General features: G+C 46.2%; 19 protein-coding genes. 13 read left to right on the top strand and 6 right to left on the bottom strand.

Going from position 1 to position 15,669, the window contains the following annotated elements; all coding sequences use genetic code 11:
• Nucleotides 1-410: 410 nt before the first annotated feature.
• From ACR0QN_RS10485 to ACR0QN_RS10470, 4 genes are read right to left on the bottom strand one after another with little or no spacing between them, the layout of a single operon-like run.
• A complete protein-coding gene (locus tag ACR0QN_RS10485) occupies nucleotides 411-2,789 on the bottom strand; it encodes a homocysteine S-methyltransferase family protein (RefSeq protein WP_432651166.1) in 2,379 nt (792 codons plus the stop codon).
• Complete coding sequence (locus ACR0QN_RS10480; RefSeq protein WP_432651165.1) at nucleotides 2,779-3,456, bottom strand: vitamin B12 dependent-methionine synthase activation domain-containing protein; 678 nt, start codon at nucleotides 3,454-3,456, stop codon at nucleotides 2,779-2,781. Before ACR0QN_RS10480 ends, ACR0QN_RS10485 begins: the two co-directional genes overlap by 11 nt.
• Entirely contained in the window at nucleotides 3,453-4,316 is an 864-nt protein-coding gene (metF, locus tag ACR0QN_RS10475; protein ID WP_432651164.1) for a methylenetetrahydrofolate reductase [NAD(P)H], read from the bottom strand. Before metF ends, ACR0QN_RS10480 begins: the two co-directional genes overlap by 4 nt.
• A 17-nt stretch (nucleotides 4,317-4,333) precedes the next feature.
• Entirely contained in the window at nucleotides 4,334-5,863 is a 1,530-nt protein-coding gene (locus ACR0QN_RS10470; RefSeq protein ID WP_432651163.1) for a sialate O-acetylesterase, read from the bottom strand.
• A gap of 465 nt (nucleotides 5,864-6,328) precedes the next feature.
• Between ACR0QN_RS10470 and abc-f the strand changes: the two genes are divergently transcribed.
• From abc-f to ACR0QN_RS10415, 11 genes are all read left to right on the top strand, one after another.
• Nucleotides 6,329-7,822, top strand: coding sequence for a ribosomal protection-like ABC-F family protein (gene abc-f / locus ACR0QN_RS10465; protein WP_432651162.1), 1,494 nt, complete (start codon nucleotides 6,329-6,331; stop codon nucleotides 7,820-7,822).
• 225 nt (nucleotides 7,823-8,047) lie between these two features.
• A complete protein-coding gene (locus tag ACR0QN_RS10460; protein ID WP_432651161.1) occupies nucleotides 8,048-8,623 on the top strand; it encodes a hypothetical protein in 576 nt (191 codons plus the stop codon).
• On the top strand, nucleotides 8,624-8,767 hold the full coding sequence (locus ACR0QN_RS10455) for a hypothetical protein (protein ID WP_432651160.1): 144 nt from the start codon (nucleotides 8,624-8,626) through the stop codon (nucleotides 8,765-8,767).
• A gap of 46 nt (nucleotides 8,768-8,813) precedes the next feature.
• Nucleotides 8,814-9,020: a hypothetical protein gene (locus tag ACR0QN_RS10450; RefSeq protein ID WP_432651159.1), complete on the top strand. Its 207-nt coding sequence runs from the start codon at nucleotides 8,814-8,816 to the stop codon at nucleotides 9,018-9,020.
• A gap of 45 nt (nucleotides 9,021-9,065) precedes the next feature.
• Complete coding sequence (locus ACR0QN_RS10445) at nucleotides 9,066-9,278, top strand: hypothetical protein (protein ID WP_432651158.1); 213 nt, start codon at nucleotides 9,066-9,068, stop codon at nucleotides 9,276-9,278.
• Between the two features lie 157 nt (nucleotides 9,279-9,435).
• Nucleotides 9,436-9,867, top strand: a complete 432-nt coding sequence (locus ACR0QN_RS10440) for a GntR family transcriptional regulator (RefSeq protein ID WP_432651157.1) — start codon at nucleotides 9,436-9,438, stop codon at nucleotides 9,865-9,867.
• Nucleotides 9,868-9,871: 4 nt separating this feature from the next.
• Complete coding sequence (locus ACR0QN_RS10435; protein WP_432651156.1) at nucleotides 9,872-10,741, top strand: ABC transporter ATP-binding protein; 870 nt, start codon at nucleotides 9,872-9,874, stop codon at nucleotides 10,739-10,741.
• 14 nt (nucleotides 10,742-10,755) lie between these two features.
• A complete protein-coding gene (locus ACR0QN_RS10430; protein WP_432651155.1) occupies nucleotides 10,756-11,496 on the top strand; it encodes a hypothetical protein in 741 nt (246 codons plus the stop codon).
• On the top strand, nucleotides 11,493-12,122 hold the full coding sequence (locus ACR0QN_RS10425) for a hypothetical protein (RefSeq protein ID WP_432651154.1): 630 nt from the start codon (nucleotides 11,493-11,495) through the stop codon (nucleotides 12,120-12,122). The genes ACR0QN_RS10430 and ACR0QN_RS10425 overlap by 4 nt, the downstream gene beginning before the upstream one ends.
• A 133-nt stretch (nucleotides 12,123-12,255) precedes the next feature.
• A complete protein-coding gene (locus tag ACR0QN_RS10420; RefSeq protein WP_432651153.1) occupies nucleotides 12,256-12,588 on the top strand; it encodes a hypothetical protein in 333 nt (110 codons plus the stop codon).
• The gene (locus ACR0QN_RS10415) at nucleotides 12,581-13,285 is read left to right on the top strand and encodes a hypothetical protein (RefSeq protein WP_432651152.1); all 705 of its coding nucleotides are present in this window, start codon (nucleotides 12,581-12,583) and stop codon (nucleotides 13,283-13,285) included. Before ACR0QN_RS10420 ends, ACR0QN_RS10415 begins: the two co-directional genes overlap by 8 nt.
• Here the strand turns inward: ACR0QN_RS10415 and ACR0QN_RS10410 are convergent.
• A complete protein-coding gene (locus tag ACR0QN_RS10410; RefSeq protein ID WP_432651151.1) occupies nucleotides 13,282-13,467 on the bottom strand; it encodes a hypothetical protein in 186 nt (61 codons plus the stop codon). The two genes, ACR0QN_RS10415 and ACR0QN_RS10410, sit on opposite strands and share 4 nt — an antisense overlap.
• A gap of 267 nt (nucleotides 13,468-13,734) precedes the next feature.
• Between ACR0QN_RS10410 and ACR0QN_RS10405 the strand changes: the two genes are divergently transcribed.
• Entirely contained in the window at nucleotides 13,735-14,496 is a 762-nt protein-coding gene (locus tag ACR0QN_RS10405; protein ID WP_432651150.1) for a LytTR family transcriptional regulator DNA-binding domain-containing protein, read from the top strand.
• On the opposite strand, the gene ACR0QN_RS10400 is transcribed toward ACR0QN_RS10405, so the two are convergent.
• Nucleotides 14,481-15,035: a hypothetical protein gene (locus tag ACR0QN_RS10400; protein ID WP_432651149.1), complete on the bottom strand. Its 555-nt coding sequence runs from the start codon at nucleotides 15,033-15,035 to the stop codon at nucleotides 14,481-14,483. The two genes, ACR0QN_RS10405 and ACR0QN_RS10400, sit on opposite strands and share 16 nt — an antisense overlap.
• Nucleotides 15,036-15,192: 157 nt before the next feature.
• Here ACR0QN_RS10400 and ACR0QN_RS10395 point away from each other — a divergent pair, with 157 nt between their 5' ends.
• A complete protein-coding gene (locus tag ACR0QN_RS10395) occupies nucleotides 15,193-15,618 on the top strand; it encodes a hypothetical protein (protein WP_432651148.1) in 426 nt (141 codons plus the stop codon).
• Nucleotides 15,619-15,669 lie beyond the last annotated feature (51 nt).

Genomic DNA, 15,669 nt, shown 5'->3' with positions numbered 1-15,669 from the left:
ATGCCCCATAACAGGCAATGGGGAACCGCAAAAAAAGCAATGACGAGGTGAAAATACCCGAACAAAACCAAACAAAGAACTTTGACGGAGAAATCAAAGCACAACTGTAAAAATGCGGAAAGGGGGAGAGGTAAGGGAAAGGGAGTGTGAAACCAAAGGTTTCTGAGGGAAAACCTAAAGGGGAGGGGGAAATCCCGCATTTTTGTTGGGTTTTCTTTTTCCCCCTCCCCTTATGTTGTCCCTTTGCATCCCCCACAATTTAACTGATTTTATCATAAGTCCTATTCCGCAGGAATCATTACAAAATAAACAGCTCGATATATTACGATTTATCGGTCAATTTATTTGTATCGCTACCGAGCCGACAGCTTGCCGCCCAAACAAAATATAGAACGTCTCGCCGCGGGTCGTCACCCGCCGTAAACCTGCCTTGCAGCGTCAACCGTAGCCTTTGCGTCCTTGGCATAGAAATCTGCGCCTATCTTTTCGGCGTATTCGGGAGTGAGAACAGCACCGCCCACAACTATCTTTATTTCGGGCTTTACCTTTCTGAGCAGGGCAATGGTCTCCTCCATTGATTTGAGGGTGGTGGTCATAAGTGCGGAAAGACCCACAAGCTTAACGTCATCCGGCATTGCAGCGTCCGCAACAGCCTGATATTCCACGTCTCTGCCCAGGTCAATGACCTCGTAGCCGTAGTTTTCAAGCAGCACCTTCACGATATTCTTGCCGATATCGTGGATATCGCCCTTGACGGTGGCAAGCACCACCTTGCCCTTGGAAACAGAGCTGCCCTCCTTGCTTATCTTTGACTTGATGACCTCGAAAGCCGCCTGTGCCACTCCTGCGGAAAGGATAAGCTGGGGCAGGAATATTTTTCCGCTTTCAAAATCTGCGCCCGTCCTGTCAAGAGCGGGGATAAGCATATCGTCAACTATGACCATCGGGTCGGTTGTCTCAAGAAGCTTTTCGGTAATGGCTGCACCGTCCTGCTTGAGGCCGTTCTGCACAGCGAAAAGAAGTCCCTCGGGGCTTACGTTCAGCTCTCCCGAAGCCTTGGGAGCAGGTGTGGGAGCGGTGTTGTTATATGCGGCAATAAATTCTGCGGCATTTTTGTCAATATTTGTAAGCAGCTTGTACGCCCTTACCGCACCCGTCATTGCGGGAATGTTGGGGTTAATAATGGGCAGGTCAAGTCCGTGAGAAAGGCATATCTGCAGGAAATTGCTGTTGATTAGTTCACGGTTAGGCAGTCCAAAGGAAATGTTCGAAACGCCGAGAACGGTTTTAAGTCCAAGTTCCTGCTTTACTCGATACAGAGCATTGACCGTCTCCATAACGCCCTCCTGCTCGGCGGAGGCGGTGAGGGTAAGGCAGTCTATAAAAATATCCTGCTTGGGAATGCCCATCTCCATTGCCCTGTGCATTATCTTTTCGGCAATGGCAAAGCGTTTGTCGGCGGTCTTGGGTATGCCGTTTTCGTCAAGGGCAAGACCAACAACCGCTGCGCCGTATTTTTTCACAATGGGGAGAATAGCTTCAAGGGATTTTTCCTCGCCGTTTACGGAGTTAACTATTGCCTTTCCGTTATAAACTCTGAGAGCCGCTTCAATGACCTCGGGAATGGTGGAGTCTATCTGCAGGGGCAGGTCTGTAACGCCTTGGAGTGCTTTAACGGTTCGCACCATCATAGCCTTTTCGTCAATATCGGGAAGTCCCACATTCACATCGAGAATGTCTGCGCCTGCTCCCGACTGCTCGATAGCCTGTCCGAGAATGTAGTTGATATCGCCGCTCTTGAGCGCCTCCTTGAAACGCTTTTTGCCTGTGGGATTGATGCGCTCGCCGATTATTCGGGGCTGGTCTATGACGCAGGTGTTGGCGTAGGAGCATACTGCCGCAGGGATATTTACAGTCCGCTCTGCAAAATGCTTGCGGCTCAGTTTTTCGGTAAGAGCCTTAATATATTCGGGGGTCGTTCCGCAGCAGCCGCCCAGAATTTTAACGCCCATATCGGAGAAATTTGCAGCCGCTTCGGCAAATTCCTCCGGAGTCACGTTGTAAAGATTTGTATTCGGGTCTGGCAGTCCTGCATTGGGCTTAACAGCCACAGGGAGAGTTGTCCATCTGCAAATTTCCTCCACCACAGGCATAAGCTCCGTGGGACCCAGAGAGCAGTTAACGCCTATGGCATCTGCCCCAAGTCCCTCTAAGGTAAGAGCCATTGCGGAGCAGGAGCAGCCTGTGAATGTTCTGCCGTTCTGCTCAAAGGTCATTGTGCATATAACAGGCTTGTCGGAATTTTCCTTTGCCGCAAGGAGAGCGGCTTTGACCTCGTAAAGGTCGGTCATTGTTTCAATTACGATAAGATCTGCGTCCTCGGCGGCAAGCACTTCTTCCTTGAAAATGTCATATGCCTCCTCAAAGGACAGGCTGCCCGTAGGTTCAAGAAGCTGTCCGATAGGACCGATATCAAGAGCGGCATAGGCTTCCCGTCCGCTCTTTTTGCAGGCATTTTTGGCGCAGGAAATTCCCGCTCCTATAAGCTCCTTTACGGTGTGACCGCTGCCCTCAAGCTTGTAGCGGTTTGCTCCGAAGGTGTTGGCATAAACGATATCCGAACCTGCTTCGATGTACATCGAATGGATATTTTCGATTATTTCGGGGTGGGTAATGTTCAGAAGCTCGGGGGTCTCGCCGGTTTTAAGTCCGCTTTTCTGGAGCATTGTTCCCATTGCGCCGTCTAAGAATACAAATTCACGTTCTGATAGTAATTTTTTAAGATCCACAGTGGAGTCCTCTCTTTCTGAATTGGCAGCGTTCCCTCATATTGCAGGTAACGCAGCCCCTTTTTCGTGGCGGCAGGGGAGCGTCTGACACGCCCATAACTGCGGTAACGGATTTTACGGGAGCGAGCATTCTGCTGTCGGAGGTGCAAAGTCCTATCTTCCTCGGAGCGTCAAGCACATCAAGGAGCTGCTTTTGTATCTCAATGGGGAAATCACCATAGCCCGGGGAATACCGCCAGGTGAAATATTTCCCCGGGAATTCCGCCTTGATAATGCTTTCGGCTTCGTTCATCACCTGTTCAACGGCTGCTCCCGCAAATGCGTCGGCTATGACAGCTTTTGCCATATCTTCTATCTGCAGCACACGAATGAGCCTGTCCGCACCGCTACCCACAGTGCCGCACAGCAGTATAATTCCCGTACAGCCCTCAAGGTGTCCGGCAATTTCCTTACCCTCAAGGGGCAATGTGCAGCCTTTGATAACAGGTCTGCCGCTTTCAGATCCAAGGGGAAAATATTTATAGAGATATTTTGGGGTAATGACCTCAAGAAGCCTGCTTTCACATTCGTCAAGATAGACGGAAGCAGTTTCTCCGATACTTTTTTCATCACGGCAGGCAAGATATCTGAGTGCTTCGCTGCGGTCAATGGAAGTAAGCTTTATCATTTCAGCAGTCCTTTAACGGCAGAGTAAATTTTCTCGGCAACATAAGGGTTGTTCATTGTGTACAGATGGATCCCGTTGACTCCGCCCGATATGAGGTCGGTGATCTGGTCAACGGCATATGCAATTCCTGCGTCTCTGAGAGCCTCGGGAGAATTTTCGTATTTAGCCATCATTCTTGAAAACTTTGCAGGAAGACTTGCGCCGCACATTGAAACCATACGCTCTATCTGATTTTTGTTCACAACGGGCATTATACCCGCTTCAATGGGAACGTTCACTCCTGCGATACGTGCTTTTTCGAGAAATTCAAAAAAGATGTTGTTGTCAAAGAAAAGCTGTGACATAAGATGCTCCGCACCTGCGTCCACCTTTTCCTTCAAATGGCGGATATCGGTTATCATATCGGGAGCCTCAATGTGGCACTCGGGATAGCAGGCGGCGGAGATGTGGAAATCTCCTCTTTCCTTGATGTAGGAAATAAGCTCGCAGGCGTAGTTGAAATCGTGCTTTGGCGGACGCTCGGGGTTTATGTCACCACGCAGGGCAAGGATATTTTCGATACCCCTTTTTTTGAAGTCGTCAAGGAGGATATCAATGTCCGCACGTGTATTGCTTACGCAGGTAAGATGAGCGCAGGACTCGATACCCAGATCTTTTTTGATGTATGAAGCTATCTCGCCTGTGATATTGTCACCCTCGGTGCCGCCTGCGCCGTAGGTCACGCTGATAAAGGCAGGGTCGAGATTTTTCAGGCTGTCAAGTGTGGTGTATATGGTGTCGGCAGGCATATTTTTCTTCGGGGGAAAGACCTCGCAGGAAAATACGCATTTGCCGCTGTCAAAAAGCTGTGAAATTTTCATAGAGTTCCTTTCTTTTGTCAAGCTTCGGGATTTGTTCTGAAAGGCGCAACAGGTATGCCGTTCTTGCCGAAGAGGGTCACTTCCGCATAATTTGTCCACTTGAAGCGGGCGTATTTTGGCTCCTTGACTTCGGGGCTTGTAAGGCGTATCTTTCCGCCGCTCAGTATCTGCGCCGCAGCGTTATGGTATTCCTTGTCGTCTCCTGCGACCTCAAAGCCGCTTGGAGTATCTTCATTTCTGAGGTCAAAGCCGTCAGCAGCATACTTGAATTCGAGAATGAAGCAGTCCTCCTCGGGATAGGAGCGGTAATAGACGGGACCGTAAGCCTCGGCAGAGGAGAGCTTTCCGTAAACGTGGCACAGCGCCTGCTTCTCGAGACGTTCGCCTACGGGTATCTTGTTTACGGGGTGGATATTTCCGTACTCGCCGCAGTCAAGGGTAACGGCAATTCCCGTATTTGCGGTGGTGAGATGTGTATTCATCTGAGCCTCTCTGATAAGGCACCAGTTCTTTCTGTCCTCCTCGCCACGGTTTATGAACATCGGCAGCTGAACCATTATGAAGGGCATTTCGGGGTCGTTCCAGTCGGTTCGCCATTGAGATATAAGCATTTTAAGAAGCTTTTCGTACATCTGAGGCTTGTGGTCGTCGGACTCGCCCTGATAGTAAATAAATCCCTTTGCGCTGTAGGGAGCGATACGCTTGAGCATTGTTTCGTAAAGACCGCCTGCTCTGAAGGGGGACTTGGGACCCAAAGGCTCGGGCCATCTGGAAGGGCTGCCTGCATATTCCTGCGCCTCGTCCCAGCTGCCCTCGGGGTTATTTTTATAAAACTCGTTTATCTTGGGCTGCCACTCGGCTTCCCATTCACGGTATTCACGAAGCTCCTTGAGATAATCCTCAAAGGTCTTGCCTTCCATTGCTTTGTCATATTCGTCAACGTAGGTCTTGGTGTCCTCGTCTCTCACAAGATTTTTCTTATCTATCCAGTTAGAAGCTGATGTGCCGCCCCAGTTGCAGCCGATGATACCCACGGTAACGCCTAAATCAGCCGCAAGCTTTTTTCCGAAATAGTAGCCCACCGCCGACCAGCAGCGTGAGTTTTCCGCAGAGGGGAGCGCCCAGCCGCCGTTTTTCTCGTCAATGTAGAAAAATTCGTCTATGTAGGGATTTTTCTTTGTGTAATAAAAGCGGACGTTTGAGCTTTCGCAGACTGCAAGCTCAGCTTCACCGTGGCACTCGTTCTGAAGCTCAAGCTCCATATTGGACTGACCGCCCGCTATCCATACCTCGCCAATCATAATGTCGCTTATGGTAAGGCTTTCGCTGCCGTCTGTGAGGGTAAGTTCATAAGGACCGCCGTAGGTGTTTACGGGGGGGAAGGTTATCTGCCAGCGGTTGTCAATACAAAGTGTGTCGGCGGTGTAGCCGCAGAATGACGCAGTGATCTTTTTGCCGCTGTAATCGTGACCCCATATTACGATAGGCTTTCCCATCTGAATGACCATATGGTCGGTGAATATTGCTGCTGTGGTGAGTGCTCCCATTTTATTTTTGCCCCTTTCGGTAAAATATACAAAGAAAATTTATTCCCTTTTATTTTACAACATCTTTCCTATAAAATCAATAGTATTTATTTAAATTTTCATACCTGTGAAGATATTTGAAAAAAGTGCTTGACAAACCCGGACAGCCGTGCTATAATGACATCATCAAAACGGACAAGGAGTGTTAAGATGCGTAAGTGATTTCCGATAATTTTTGTAATGCATACATTTTTGAGCCGCATATTTTATGCGGTGTGTTTGCCGTGCAAATTTATTCGGGAATTATAGCTTCTTTAACTGTCTGTGTCCGTATTTTTAGACATATGGCAAGGTGGGCTTCTCGGCGCATTTTGTATTTTTCTGAAATAATTCCCGAAATTTCGGTATATGAACGGTCAAGGAAGCTTTGGGCAATTCCCGAAGCTGCCTTTTTGCGTTTGTACGGCGATGAAAGGGGAGATGTTTATGTCAGTTATTTCTATAAACAGTCTCAGCTTCGGTTATGACGGGGCTGAGGAGAATATTTTTGAGAATGTGAATTTACAGCTGGATACATCCTGGAGGCTTGGACTCACGGGGCGAAACGGCAGGGGAAAGACCACCTTTCTTAGACTGCTGACGGGTGAGCTTGAGTATAGGGGAAAAATTACCGCTTCGGTGGATTTTTACCGTTTCCCCTACCGTCCCGAAGACGAGAGCCTGCCTGCTCTGGAAATTATCCGAAGAATATGCAAGGACAGGGAGGAATGGGAGATAGACTGCGAGCTGTCACAGCTGGGGCTTGACGTCAGCATTACCGAAAGACCATTTAACACCCTTTCGGGTGGCGAGCGGACAAAGCTGCTGCTTGCGGCAATGTTCCTTGCGGAAAACCGTTTCCTGCTCATTGATGAGCCTACGGATAACCTTGACGCAGATACGAGAGAAGCGGTGGGAGATTATTTATCATCTAAAAGCGGATTTATCCTTGTGTCCCACGACAGAGCGCTCCTTGACCGCTGCACCGACCATATTATGAGCATTAACCGAACCGGCATTTCCGTTACCAAAGGTAATTACAGCGTGTGGCAGCGTGAAAAGGAGCTTGCCGACAGCAGAGAGCTTGAGGAAAACAGGAGACTGCGAAAGGAGATAGGCAGGCTCACCGATGCGGCAAGGCGCAGTGCCGAATGGGCAGACCGCTCCGAGCGGAAAAAGATAGGCTTTGACCCCACAAAAACCGAAAAGTCCCTTACAAGGCGTGCATACGAGGGAGCTAAATCCAAAAAGGCAATGGCAAGAGCAAAAGCCTTCGAGGACAGGAGCCTTAAAGCGGCAGAAGAGAAATCAAAGCTTTTAAAGGAGATAGAAAAAGCAGACGCCATAAGCGTTTCACCCCTGAAATTTCACGGGGAGGTTATTCTGAGTGCCGAAAACTTCGGGCTTGCCTACGGGGACAGAAAGCTTTTTGAAAATATGTCCTTTACTCTCAGGCAGGGCGAGATTGTTGCCCTCTGCGGAAAAAACGGCTGCGGAAAATCCTCATTCCTCAAATACATCTGCGGAGAAAGGGAGGGCATTACTCTTTCGGGCAAGCTTATTCTTCCCTCGGGAGTAATAATTTCCTATGCGCCCCAGAATGCCGATCATCTCACAGGCACACTTTCGGAATATGCGGAAAAGGCTTCGGTGGACTTTACCCTCTTTCTCACAATTCTCAGAAAGCTTGATTTCGGCAGGCAGCAGTTTTCAAAGCGGCTCGAGGATATGAGCGCAGGACAGCGTAAGAAAGCACTTCTTGCTGCAAGTCTTGCTTCAAAGGCGCATTTATACGTATGGGACGAGCCGCTGAATTTCATTGATGTAATTTCCCGAACTCAGATAGAGGAGCTTATAAAAAGCTGCCGCCCCACCCTTATTTTTGCCGAGCACGATGAGATGTTCAGAAAAAATGTGGGAGCGGAGGAGATTTATCTGTAATGTGATTAAATTGAGTCGCTGTACGATTGGTTTACCGAAAAATCTGTGCTTCTGCGGAGACAGCGGGAGGAGTACGGAAAGTTTTCTAAGGCGGCTGGACTGCTTACTCAGAACGACAGGACTCAGGTTTATGGGTATGACAGGAGCAAATCTGCTAAGACGGTTTGGGCGGAGAGGAAGGCAAATTCCCCAAAAAACGGCTTGACAAATGGCGGCGGAAGTGGTATGATAAGAGAAGAAGAACGAGCAAGGCATTCACAAAAATATGCCGTTCCTCAGAACTTAACAGAAAGTAGTAGCTTCACCCGAAAATTTATTTCAATGACCGATGATGCTGAACTCCGCAGACAGTTCTATCAGGAATCCAAAGCAATGCTTCACAATCGTTCTGGGACAAACGGCGAAGACCTCAAATATTATAATCCTCGTTTAAAAAAGTGGTACCGTTCAACTAAAGGTACAGAAGCAGGCTCTCCTGATTATAATAACGAGATTTTACAAGGTTTGTCTGAGGCTGAACCATTTGAGTTAATTTCGTTCCACAACCACCCGAAGGGAATGCCACCAAGTGACGTCGATTTAAACTGTGCATTACAAAATAAATATAAAGCTGGTTATACTATTGGTCATAACGGAACAATATTTGAATATACTGCACCAAAATATTATATTGATGGAAATGTTTATACTTCAAGAGTAGCTTCATATACCGAAAAAGGTTATTCTGAATTTGACGCTCAATTAAACGCATTAAAAGATCTCCAGGGAATATATCAATTTGAATTTAGGGAGGTGAAATAAATGGATATCAAACATTTTGATTATAAAGAAAAAGATGTGGATATGAAGAAAATTAAAGAAAAATATGCTGGAAAAACTCCTGAAGAATTAGATGCAGAATTTCAAAAATTCAAGGAAAAATTTGAAAAAGAACATCCTAATTAACCGCCCCGCTCTGAGGCGGTTTTTCTATGTCCGAAAGGAGAATATTATGCTTGAATTTTCTGTACACGTCAGCTATGGCTGCCGAGGATATGATTCAAAAGTTTATGCTATTGACGGCAACAAAATGCTTGTATATGACCCCGGTGAAGATATGGGGACTTTTGAAATTAATCCTCATTTTGAGTGGGTAGATTTTACAGAGGATAATGGTGAAGATGATTGTTCTTGCCATTTTGTCAGGCTTATATCTTGATAATCACCTTACACCCGTAGGGTGATTTTTTATACCCGAGAGGAGATGAAAATATTGGAATATCTTTCCGAGAGAATAACAAATATCTCAGAGCTTGAAAAGCTTCTCGAAACGATAAATATCAAAGCACAGGTCGCAAGAAAAAGCACCTGTATTTCCGACATACAGGCACTTGTATCTGATATTGCTTATCTTTCGGAGAAAGCTGCGAAGTTTGAGCTTCGTATCGAAAAAAGGAAGATTATTCTATCCGAGTGACTTTATTAGTGCTGCTGCGTTAATGGACAGTATTGAGCGTACACCCGAAAGGTGTGCGCTGTTTTTAGGCCAAAATGGGAGGAGATGAATGAAATGAAATGCCCGGTACGGCGGCTCATAATTTTTTTCAAAAAACTCTTGACAATGTGTATACGCTGTGATATACTGTGTATATACTGATATACACAGTATATCACAGCGAGGAGATGATAACATCAACATCGTTTTAAATCCGACTGCGGACAAGCCTATGTACGAGCAGATAAAGGAGCAGATAAGGCAGGCGGTCATAAGCGGCGAACTAAAAAATAACGAGCTTCTGCCAAGCGTAAGGCAGCTTGCGGCGCAGCAGAATGTCAGCGCAATAACGGTAAAGCGTGCATATTCCGACCTTGAGCACGAGGGTATCATCTACACCTCCGCAGGCAAGGGCACCTTTGTGAGAGCACCCGACAAAAGCGCAGTTATGGAGCAGTACAAGCAAAGGCGGCTTGCGGAATTTTCACAGTATGCGGACAAAATGCTCTCCGAGGGCTTTACAGCCGAGGAGCTTATCGGCGCAATAAATATCATAACCGAGAGGAAGTAATTTAATGGAAAATATTCTTGAGATAAAGGGACTGGGCAAAAAATTTGCAGACAGCAGCTTTTCTATGCACGATATTGATTTATCCCTGCCAAAGGGCGTGATAATGGGACTTATCGGAGAAAACGGCGCAGGCAAGACCACTCTTATAAGGCTCATTATGAACATCTACGGAAGGACAGGCGGCAGCATAACAGCCTTTGAGGGGCTTGACAACGTTAAAAACGAGCCCGAGTTCAAAAACAAGTTAGGCTTCGTTGCGGACGAGGATTATCTTTACATAAACACAACGGTGGCAAAGACCGCAAAGGCTTTTTCCTATGCCTTTGACAACTGGGACGACGGCATTTTTAAAAAATATATGGATATGTGGCAGATAGACGTTAAGAAAAAATGCGGCGAGCTTTCAAAGGGTATGAAAACAAAGGTAATGCTTGCCCTTGCCCTTGCCCACAAGCCGGAGCTTCTTATCCTCGACGAGCCTACGGCGAGTCTTGACCCTGCGGCGAGAATTGAAATGCTTGATATTCTCCGTGAATTTGTTTCCGACGGGGAGCGTTCCGTTCTCTTTTCTACTCACATTACGGGAGACCTTGACAAGGTTGCGGACTACATTGCCCTTATGATAGACGGACACATTCACGAGGTCATTTCAGCAGACGAGGCGCAGGAAAAATATGCGGTGGTTTCGGGAGACAAGCGTGAAATGCTCCCTGCCGTTCTCATCGGCGCAAAGACAACGGACATCGGCTTTGAAGCGCTGGTGCTTCGGAAAAATGCAGAGATGTTTAAAAACGTTACCGTCCGCACTCCCAATTTTGAGGATATCCTTGTTCACACCATTCTGCAGAACAGGGAAAACAGGCGAAACGGCTGAAAGGGGTATTACTTATGACAGCAAAGCAGTTTGACAGGGCTATGGGAACATTTAACGGACATGGCAAAATCGAAAGGATAATTATGGCGGCAATGGGAATATGCCTTATTGCCGGGGCTCCCTTTGCATATCTGAATTACCGTTTGCTTATTTTTAACTGGGTCAGCTTTACTGCTCTGTATATTTGTCTTGAATACATTCAGCTTTCGTGCGATCCCGCATATCCCTCATTCAGCCGTAAAAAAAGCGACGATAATAATATCTATGCATCACTTTCGGATAATCGTAAAATGATAAACGCCGCCGCTTTATTTCCCGCAGACAGGCTGACAGCGGTAAGGGCATTTCAGAATAAGCGGCTGTGCATTTCGCTTTGCATTGTGCTGGGACTTATCGCTCAGGGCGCTGTGCTGATAAAAACAGATATTCCCGTTAAATCTTCTCCTCTGATAATCGGAACATCTTTTATCACGCTTTCTTACAATTTCATCAGTATTCTGATGACTGTGAAAAAGGGGCTTGGCTGCGCAGCAGCAAGAAATATAAGCTGCATTGTTATGCTGAGCATTGCAGTTACATCTCTTTCAATGATACCCGATTATGAGATTGATAAAACGGGAATGGGCGTGGGAACCGTTTTTCTGATAAACGCTGCGATCACACTTTTAATCAGCCTTGCCACCTACAGAAAATGTCTGCATGACGCAGAAAATACCGCCCGAAACGGCGAGAAGATAGGAGAGGAAAAATTATGACAGTTTCACAGTACAGAAAAGCCGCAAAGGCATTAACAAACAGCTCGGTAAATGTGCTTTATGTGATGTCGATCGCAATGGTTGTCCTGTTTTCATTTTTTTCGCCTGTTGTAGTTTTCTTTGACGGAGCATCTTTTTCATATGCATATTTTATTACGTTTTTGCTTATGATGTACACAATGGCGCAGATGGCTTTAAGCGAAAGTCACCCCGTATTTGAGGGGACGCAGAAGCCGAAAAAAGGTCTGACTCTTTCGGATATGCGTGGCAGGACCGCACTGTATCAGCTTCCTGCAGGACGTGAGACGGTTGTGAGGTCATATATCGGCATTGACAGGGTGTTAAGCGGTATGATATTCCTTTCGGCGGCGCTTTTCGGAATGGTGCTTATAATAAAGCCTGCCGCACTTATCTTTTCGGCATCGGTCTTTATGACATATCTGGCACTGTCATATTTCGTACTGAAATTGGCAGATCTGCTCAGAAGCGGCGCACCCGAAAAAACATTACGGTTAAGGCAGATCATCTATACCTTTTCCTGTATTCTTGTATGGGTATTTTTTCTGTTTGACGATGTGTTTGATAAACTGCTGATCGCCTCTGCCGCTTCAGATCCCGTTCCCTAGGTGATATGCGGCATACTCTGCATTATTCTCGGTATCGTCTCAATGATAATTATGAGCAGGCTTCACAAAAAGCTGCTTGAGAATTGTCAAAATCGCTCAATATCGGGCGAGTTTATTGAAAGGAATGATGAAAATGCATAAGGCTGTGAAGTCCCTTGCGACCGGATATATCCTTTTTAATTTGTACGTTTCTCCTGCTGCCGCCGCTTTGCTTCCCATTTATATGATGATCTTTTCTATTGTTCTGATGTGGATTTTTATTTTGTCCGGTGTTAAGCTTAATGAACTGCTGACCGCCGCTTCCGCTTCAACTTTCGTTTCCTCGGTGATATGCGGAATACTCTGCATTATCCTCGGTATCGTCTCAATGGTGATAATGAACGGGATATACAAGGGAATGCTCTCAGACTGTCTGAACCGCTCTGTATCGGGCGAGTTTATTGAAAGGAATGATGAAAATGCATAAGGCATTAAAGTCCCTTGCGACCAGATATACTCTTTTTCAGATGTACGTTTCTCCTGTTGTTGCCGCTTTATTTCCCGTATATATGATATTCGGGAGCAGGGATAATATCGTCGCTCTGCTGTCATTTTGCGGATTGATCTCCCTTTTTTTGGTGCTGATGTGGACAGGGGCTGTATTTCCCGTAACAGGCTCAACGCCTGCCATACCAAAGACAATGAAATGGGCGGCAAACACCCGCAATATGCTCGGCGGTTCGGGGGGATGCTATGATATGGCGTGCCTTTTTCCCACCACAAGAAAACAGCTCATAATGCCCCATATCAGGGTATGGTTTCCCTTGCTGATAATAATAGCCGCCGAAACTGTGGCGGCTGTGATATTTAATTACAGTGGAGAATGCAGGGGAATGATTTCGGTTTTCTCGTTATGCTTTGCGCTCATTGCCATTGGTGTACCCAATGTTTATTACTACAAGCCGAAAAACCAATTCATTGCACTTGCAATGATAATTCCTGCCTGGATAATTTTACTTGTGAGCCTGATGGTTTCGGGTGTGCTTGATACAGAGATAACCATAGCTCTCCCTGCTCCCGCGGCAATACTTCTCCCCATCGGGGCAGTGGTCGTGAACGTGATTTTTTACTATAAGACAGCCCTTCGGGGAGACTTTGCGAGAAACGGCGAAAGGGTCGGTTAATCCGAAAAGGCGGGGACTATCTCACAGCCGTATTCCCTGCAGGCGGGGTGGGTCTTTATGTATCGTCTTGCATAGGCGAGGGAGTAGAATTTCCTTGCAAAGCCCTGATTTGATACGAAAAGCTTTTCGTTGAAAACATATCTTTCTTCCCCGTGTACGCTTATTTTGATAATGTAGTACATAAAATTTTCCTTTCTCTTTTTTTGAAAGTGGGTTCATTGTCTTTTTCATAATTGTAGCATATTATTTTTGTTTTTTACAATACAAAAAGCCCAATTGTCCCGAAAAACGGTCTGATTGGGCTTTTTGTTGCTATTTATTCATTTTTATGTAATATATCGGCGTTAAGCCACCGTTAAAGAAAATGAAAAAATGTTGATTTGAACCTGCAAAATGTTTATAATATTTACATAATGCGACATAAAAATTTGAAGAAAGGACAAGCGCTTATGGTAAATATTTTCGGGTGCGACAACGAGGCGGTATTCCTTGACATCATTCAGGACACGATTTTCAGTCAGACGGCTCTGATGTCGAAAAAATACGTGTTTCACCGTTTCAGAAACGCAGAGGAGCTTATGAACTGTCTGAACGAGCGGCTTATCGTTCCGCACCTGCTCATAATAGACGCGCATTTTGATATGTGCAGGACAAAGGAATGTACGGACAAGCTTCACGAAATGTATCCTGCCTGCAAGCTGATAATAATGTCAGCGGGGGAGGACGATTTTTTTATGTCCTTTGAATGTGACTCCTGCGGATTTATCTCAAAGCTGAGCCTGCCATCGAAGCTCCCCGGAACTCTTGCCGCAATTCTTCCGCGAATTGACGAAAGATCAGCCGAGACCATACAGCTTACGGTCTACGGGAATGAGCGCCGCCCCGAACGGATAAATTTACGTTATTCGGAAATAATATACCTTGAGTGCGTTATGAAAAAGGTGTATGTTACCTTTTCGGACGGCAGCTGCCGTAGGGTGAAATGTTCCGTTTGGAGAGAAGTTATGCAGAAATTCTGTATGCTTCCTTTTGCCGTCCCCCATCAGAATTACATTGTGAATATGAATTACATATCGAAAATGACTTCCACCACCCTGACCATATCGCCCATTGGCAAATGCATTTCCATAAGCAAATACAGGCTGAAGGAGTTCAGGGCGCTTTATGAGCTGCTGCCCGATAAAGCCGCCGCCTGTCATTTCTTGCCGTAAAAGAGCCACGCCTTGACGTCAAACTCACGTATGGTACATTCGTAGGTGAGTATAATGCAGACGGGGGCGACGAGCATAAGGGCAAGAAGCCCGAAAAGTCCTCCCCAGCTTAAGAATTCGATTGTGCGTCCCGAGGTGAAAAGGTCCACCCAGGCAAGAGACTGTATATTGCACCAGATAAAATAATTGAACACGTCTCCTATGACCCCCAGCTTTGACAGCAGCAGCACAAACCACATCACATACTGTGGCAGGGGAGCGGCAATGGCTATTTTTACCGACATCAGAGGGTCGTGAGGCACGCCGTGATATTTTATGAGGTTCCTGTCCCTGACGGCGCAGTTATAAGCAAAATTTATCAGAAGTCCGTTGGCGATAAGGGAGGACGCAATTGCGGTAAACACCTTGAACGCCATAAATTTTATCATAAAGACAAGCATACAGAGATTGAAGATCACACATATAAGCTCTCCCGCAAGCCACCATACCATTCCCTTTGCGGCTCTTATGCCGAATTTTTCACGAGTGTCGGAAACCATAGAATTTATAACTCCTTTTGAATTTGTATTCCCCTTGAATTTTATTATACAGCATTTCCTTTATCATTGCAAGCGTTTTCCTTTAATAATATACCCATACCGTTCACATAATAATTCTGTCGGGAAACCCCGGCAATTTTTTTCAAGAGGTACTGAAATGAACTACAGGCAGCTTCAGAACAGCGTTTACCAAAATGCGTCAATGGGCGTTACTGCTCTGAAAAGTATGATACCTATGGTAAGCGACAGCAATGTAAAAAATCTTCTTATCAGGCAGTACAACGGCTACAAGGCACAGAAGGAACTGACCGCACGTCAGATGAAGGAATGCGGCTTCACACCCTCTGAGCCGTCTTTTATGTCACGAATGATGACAGCAGCTTCTGTTAATATGCAGCTAAGGCGTGACAGCAGCGGCGGCAATGCGGCTAAGATGGCGATAAAGGGAACTAACGCAGGGATAATCGAGCTTACAGAAAAGCTTAATCACACCTCCTGCAGCTCTCCTCAGGCGATACAGTCCGCAAAGGAATATCTGCGCAGGGAACAGAAAAATATTGAAAGCTTAAAGCCTTATCTTTGATGTGAAAAGATGTGCAAAGCCATATACTTTTTGCTGCGGAGATCTTTTCGG

The sequence above is a fragment of the Huintestinicola sp. genome (genome assembly GCF_050874005.1).
In the GTDB taxonomy this organism is placed as follows: domain Bacteria; phylum Bacillota; class Clostridia; order Oscillospirales; family Ruminococcaceae; genus Huintestinicola.
The sequence above is the reverse complement of the archived record's forward strand: the minus strand, read 5'-3'. Positions and strand labels throughout refer to the sequence as shown.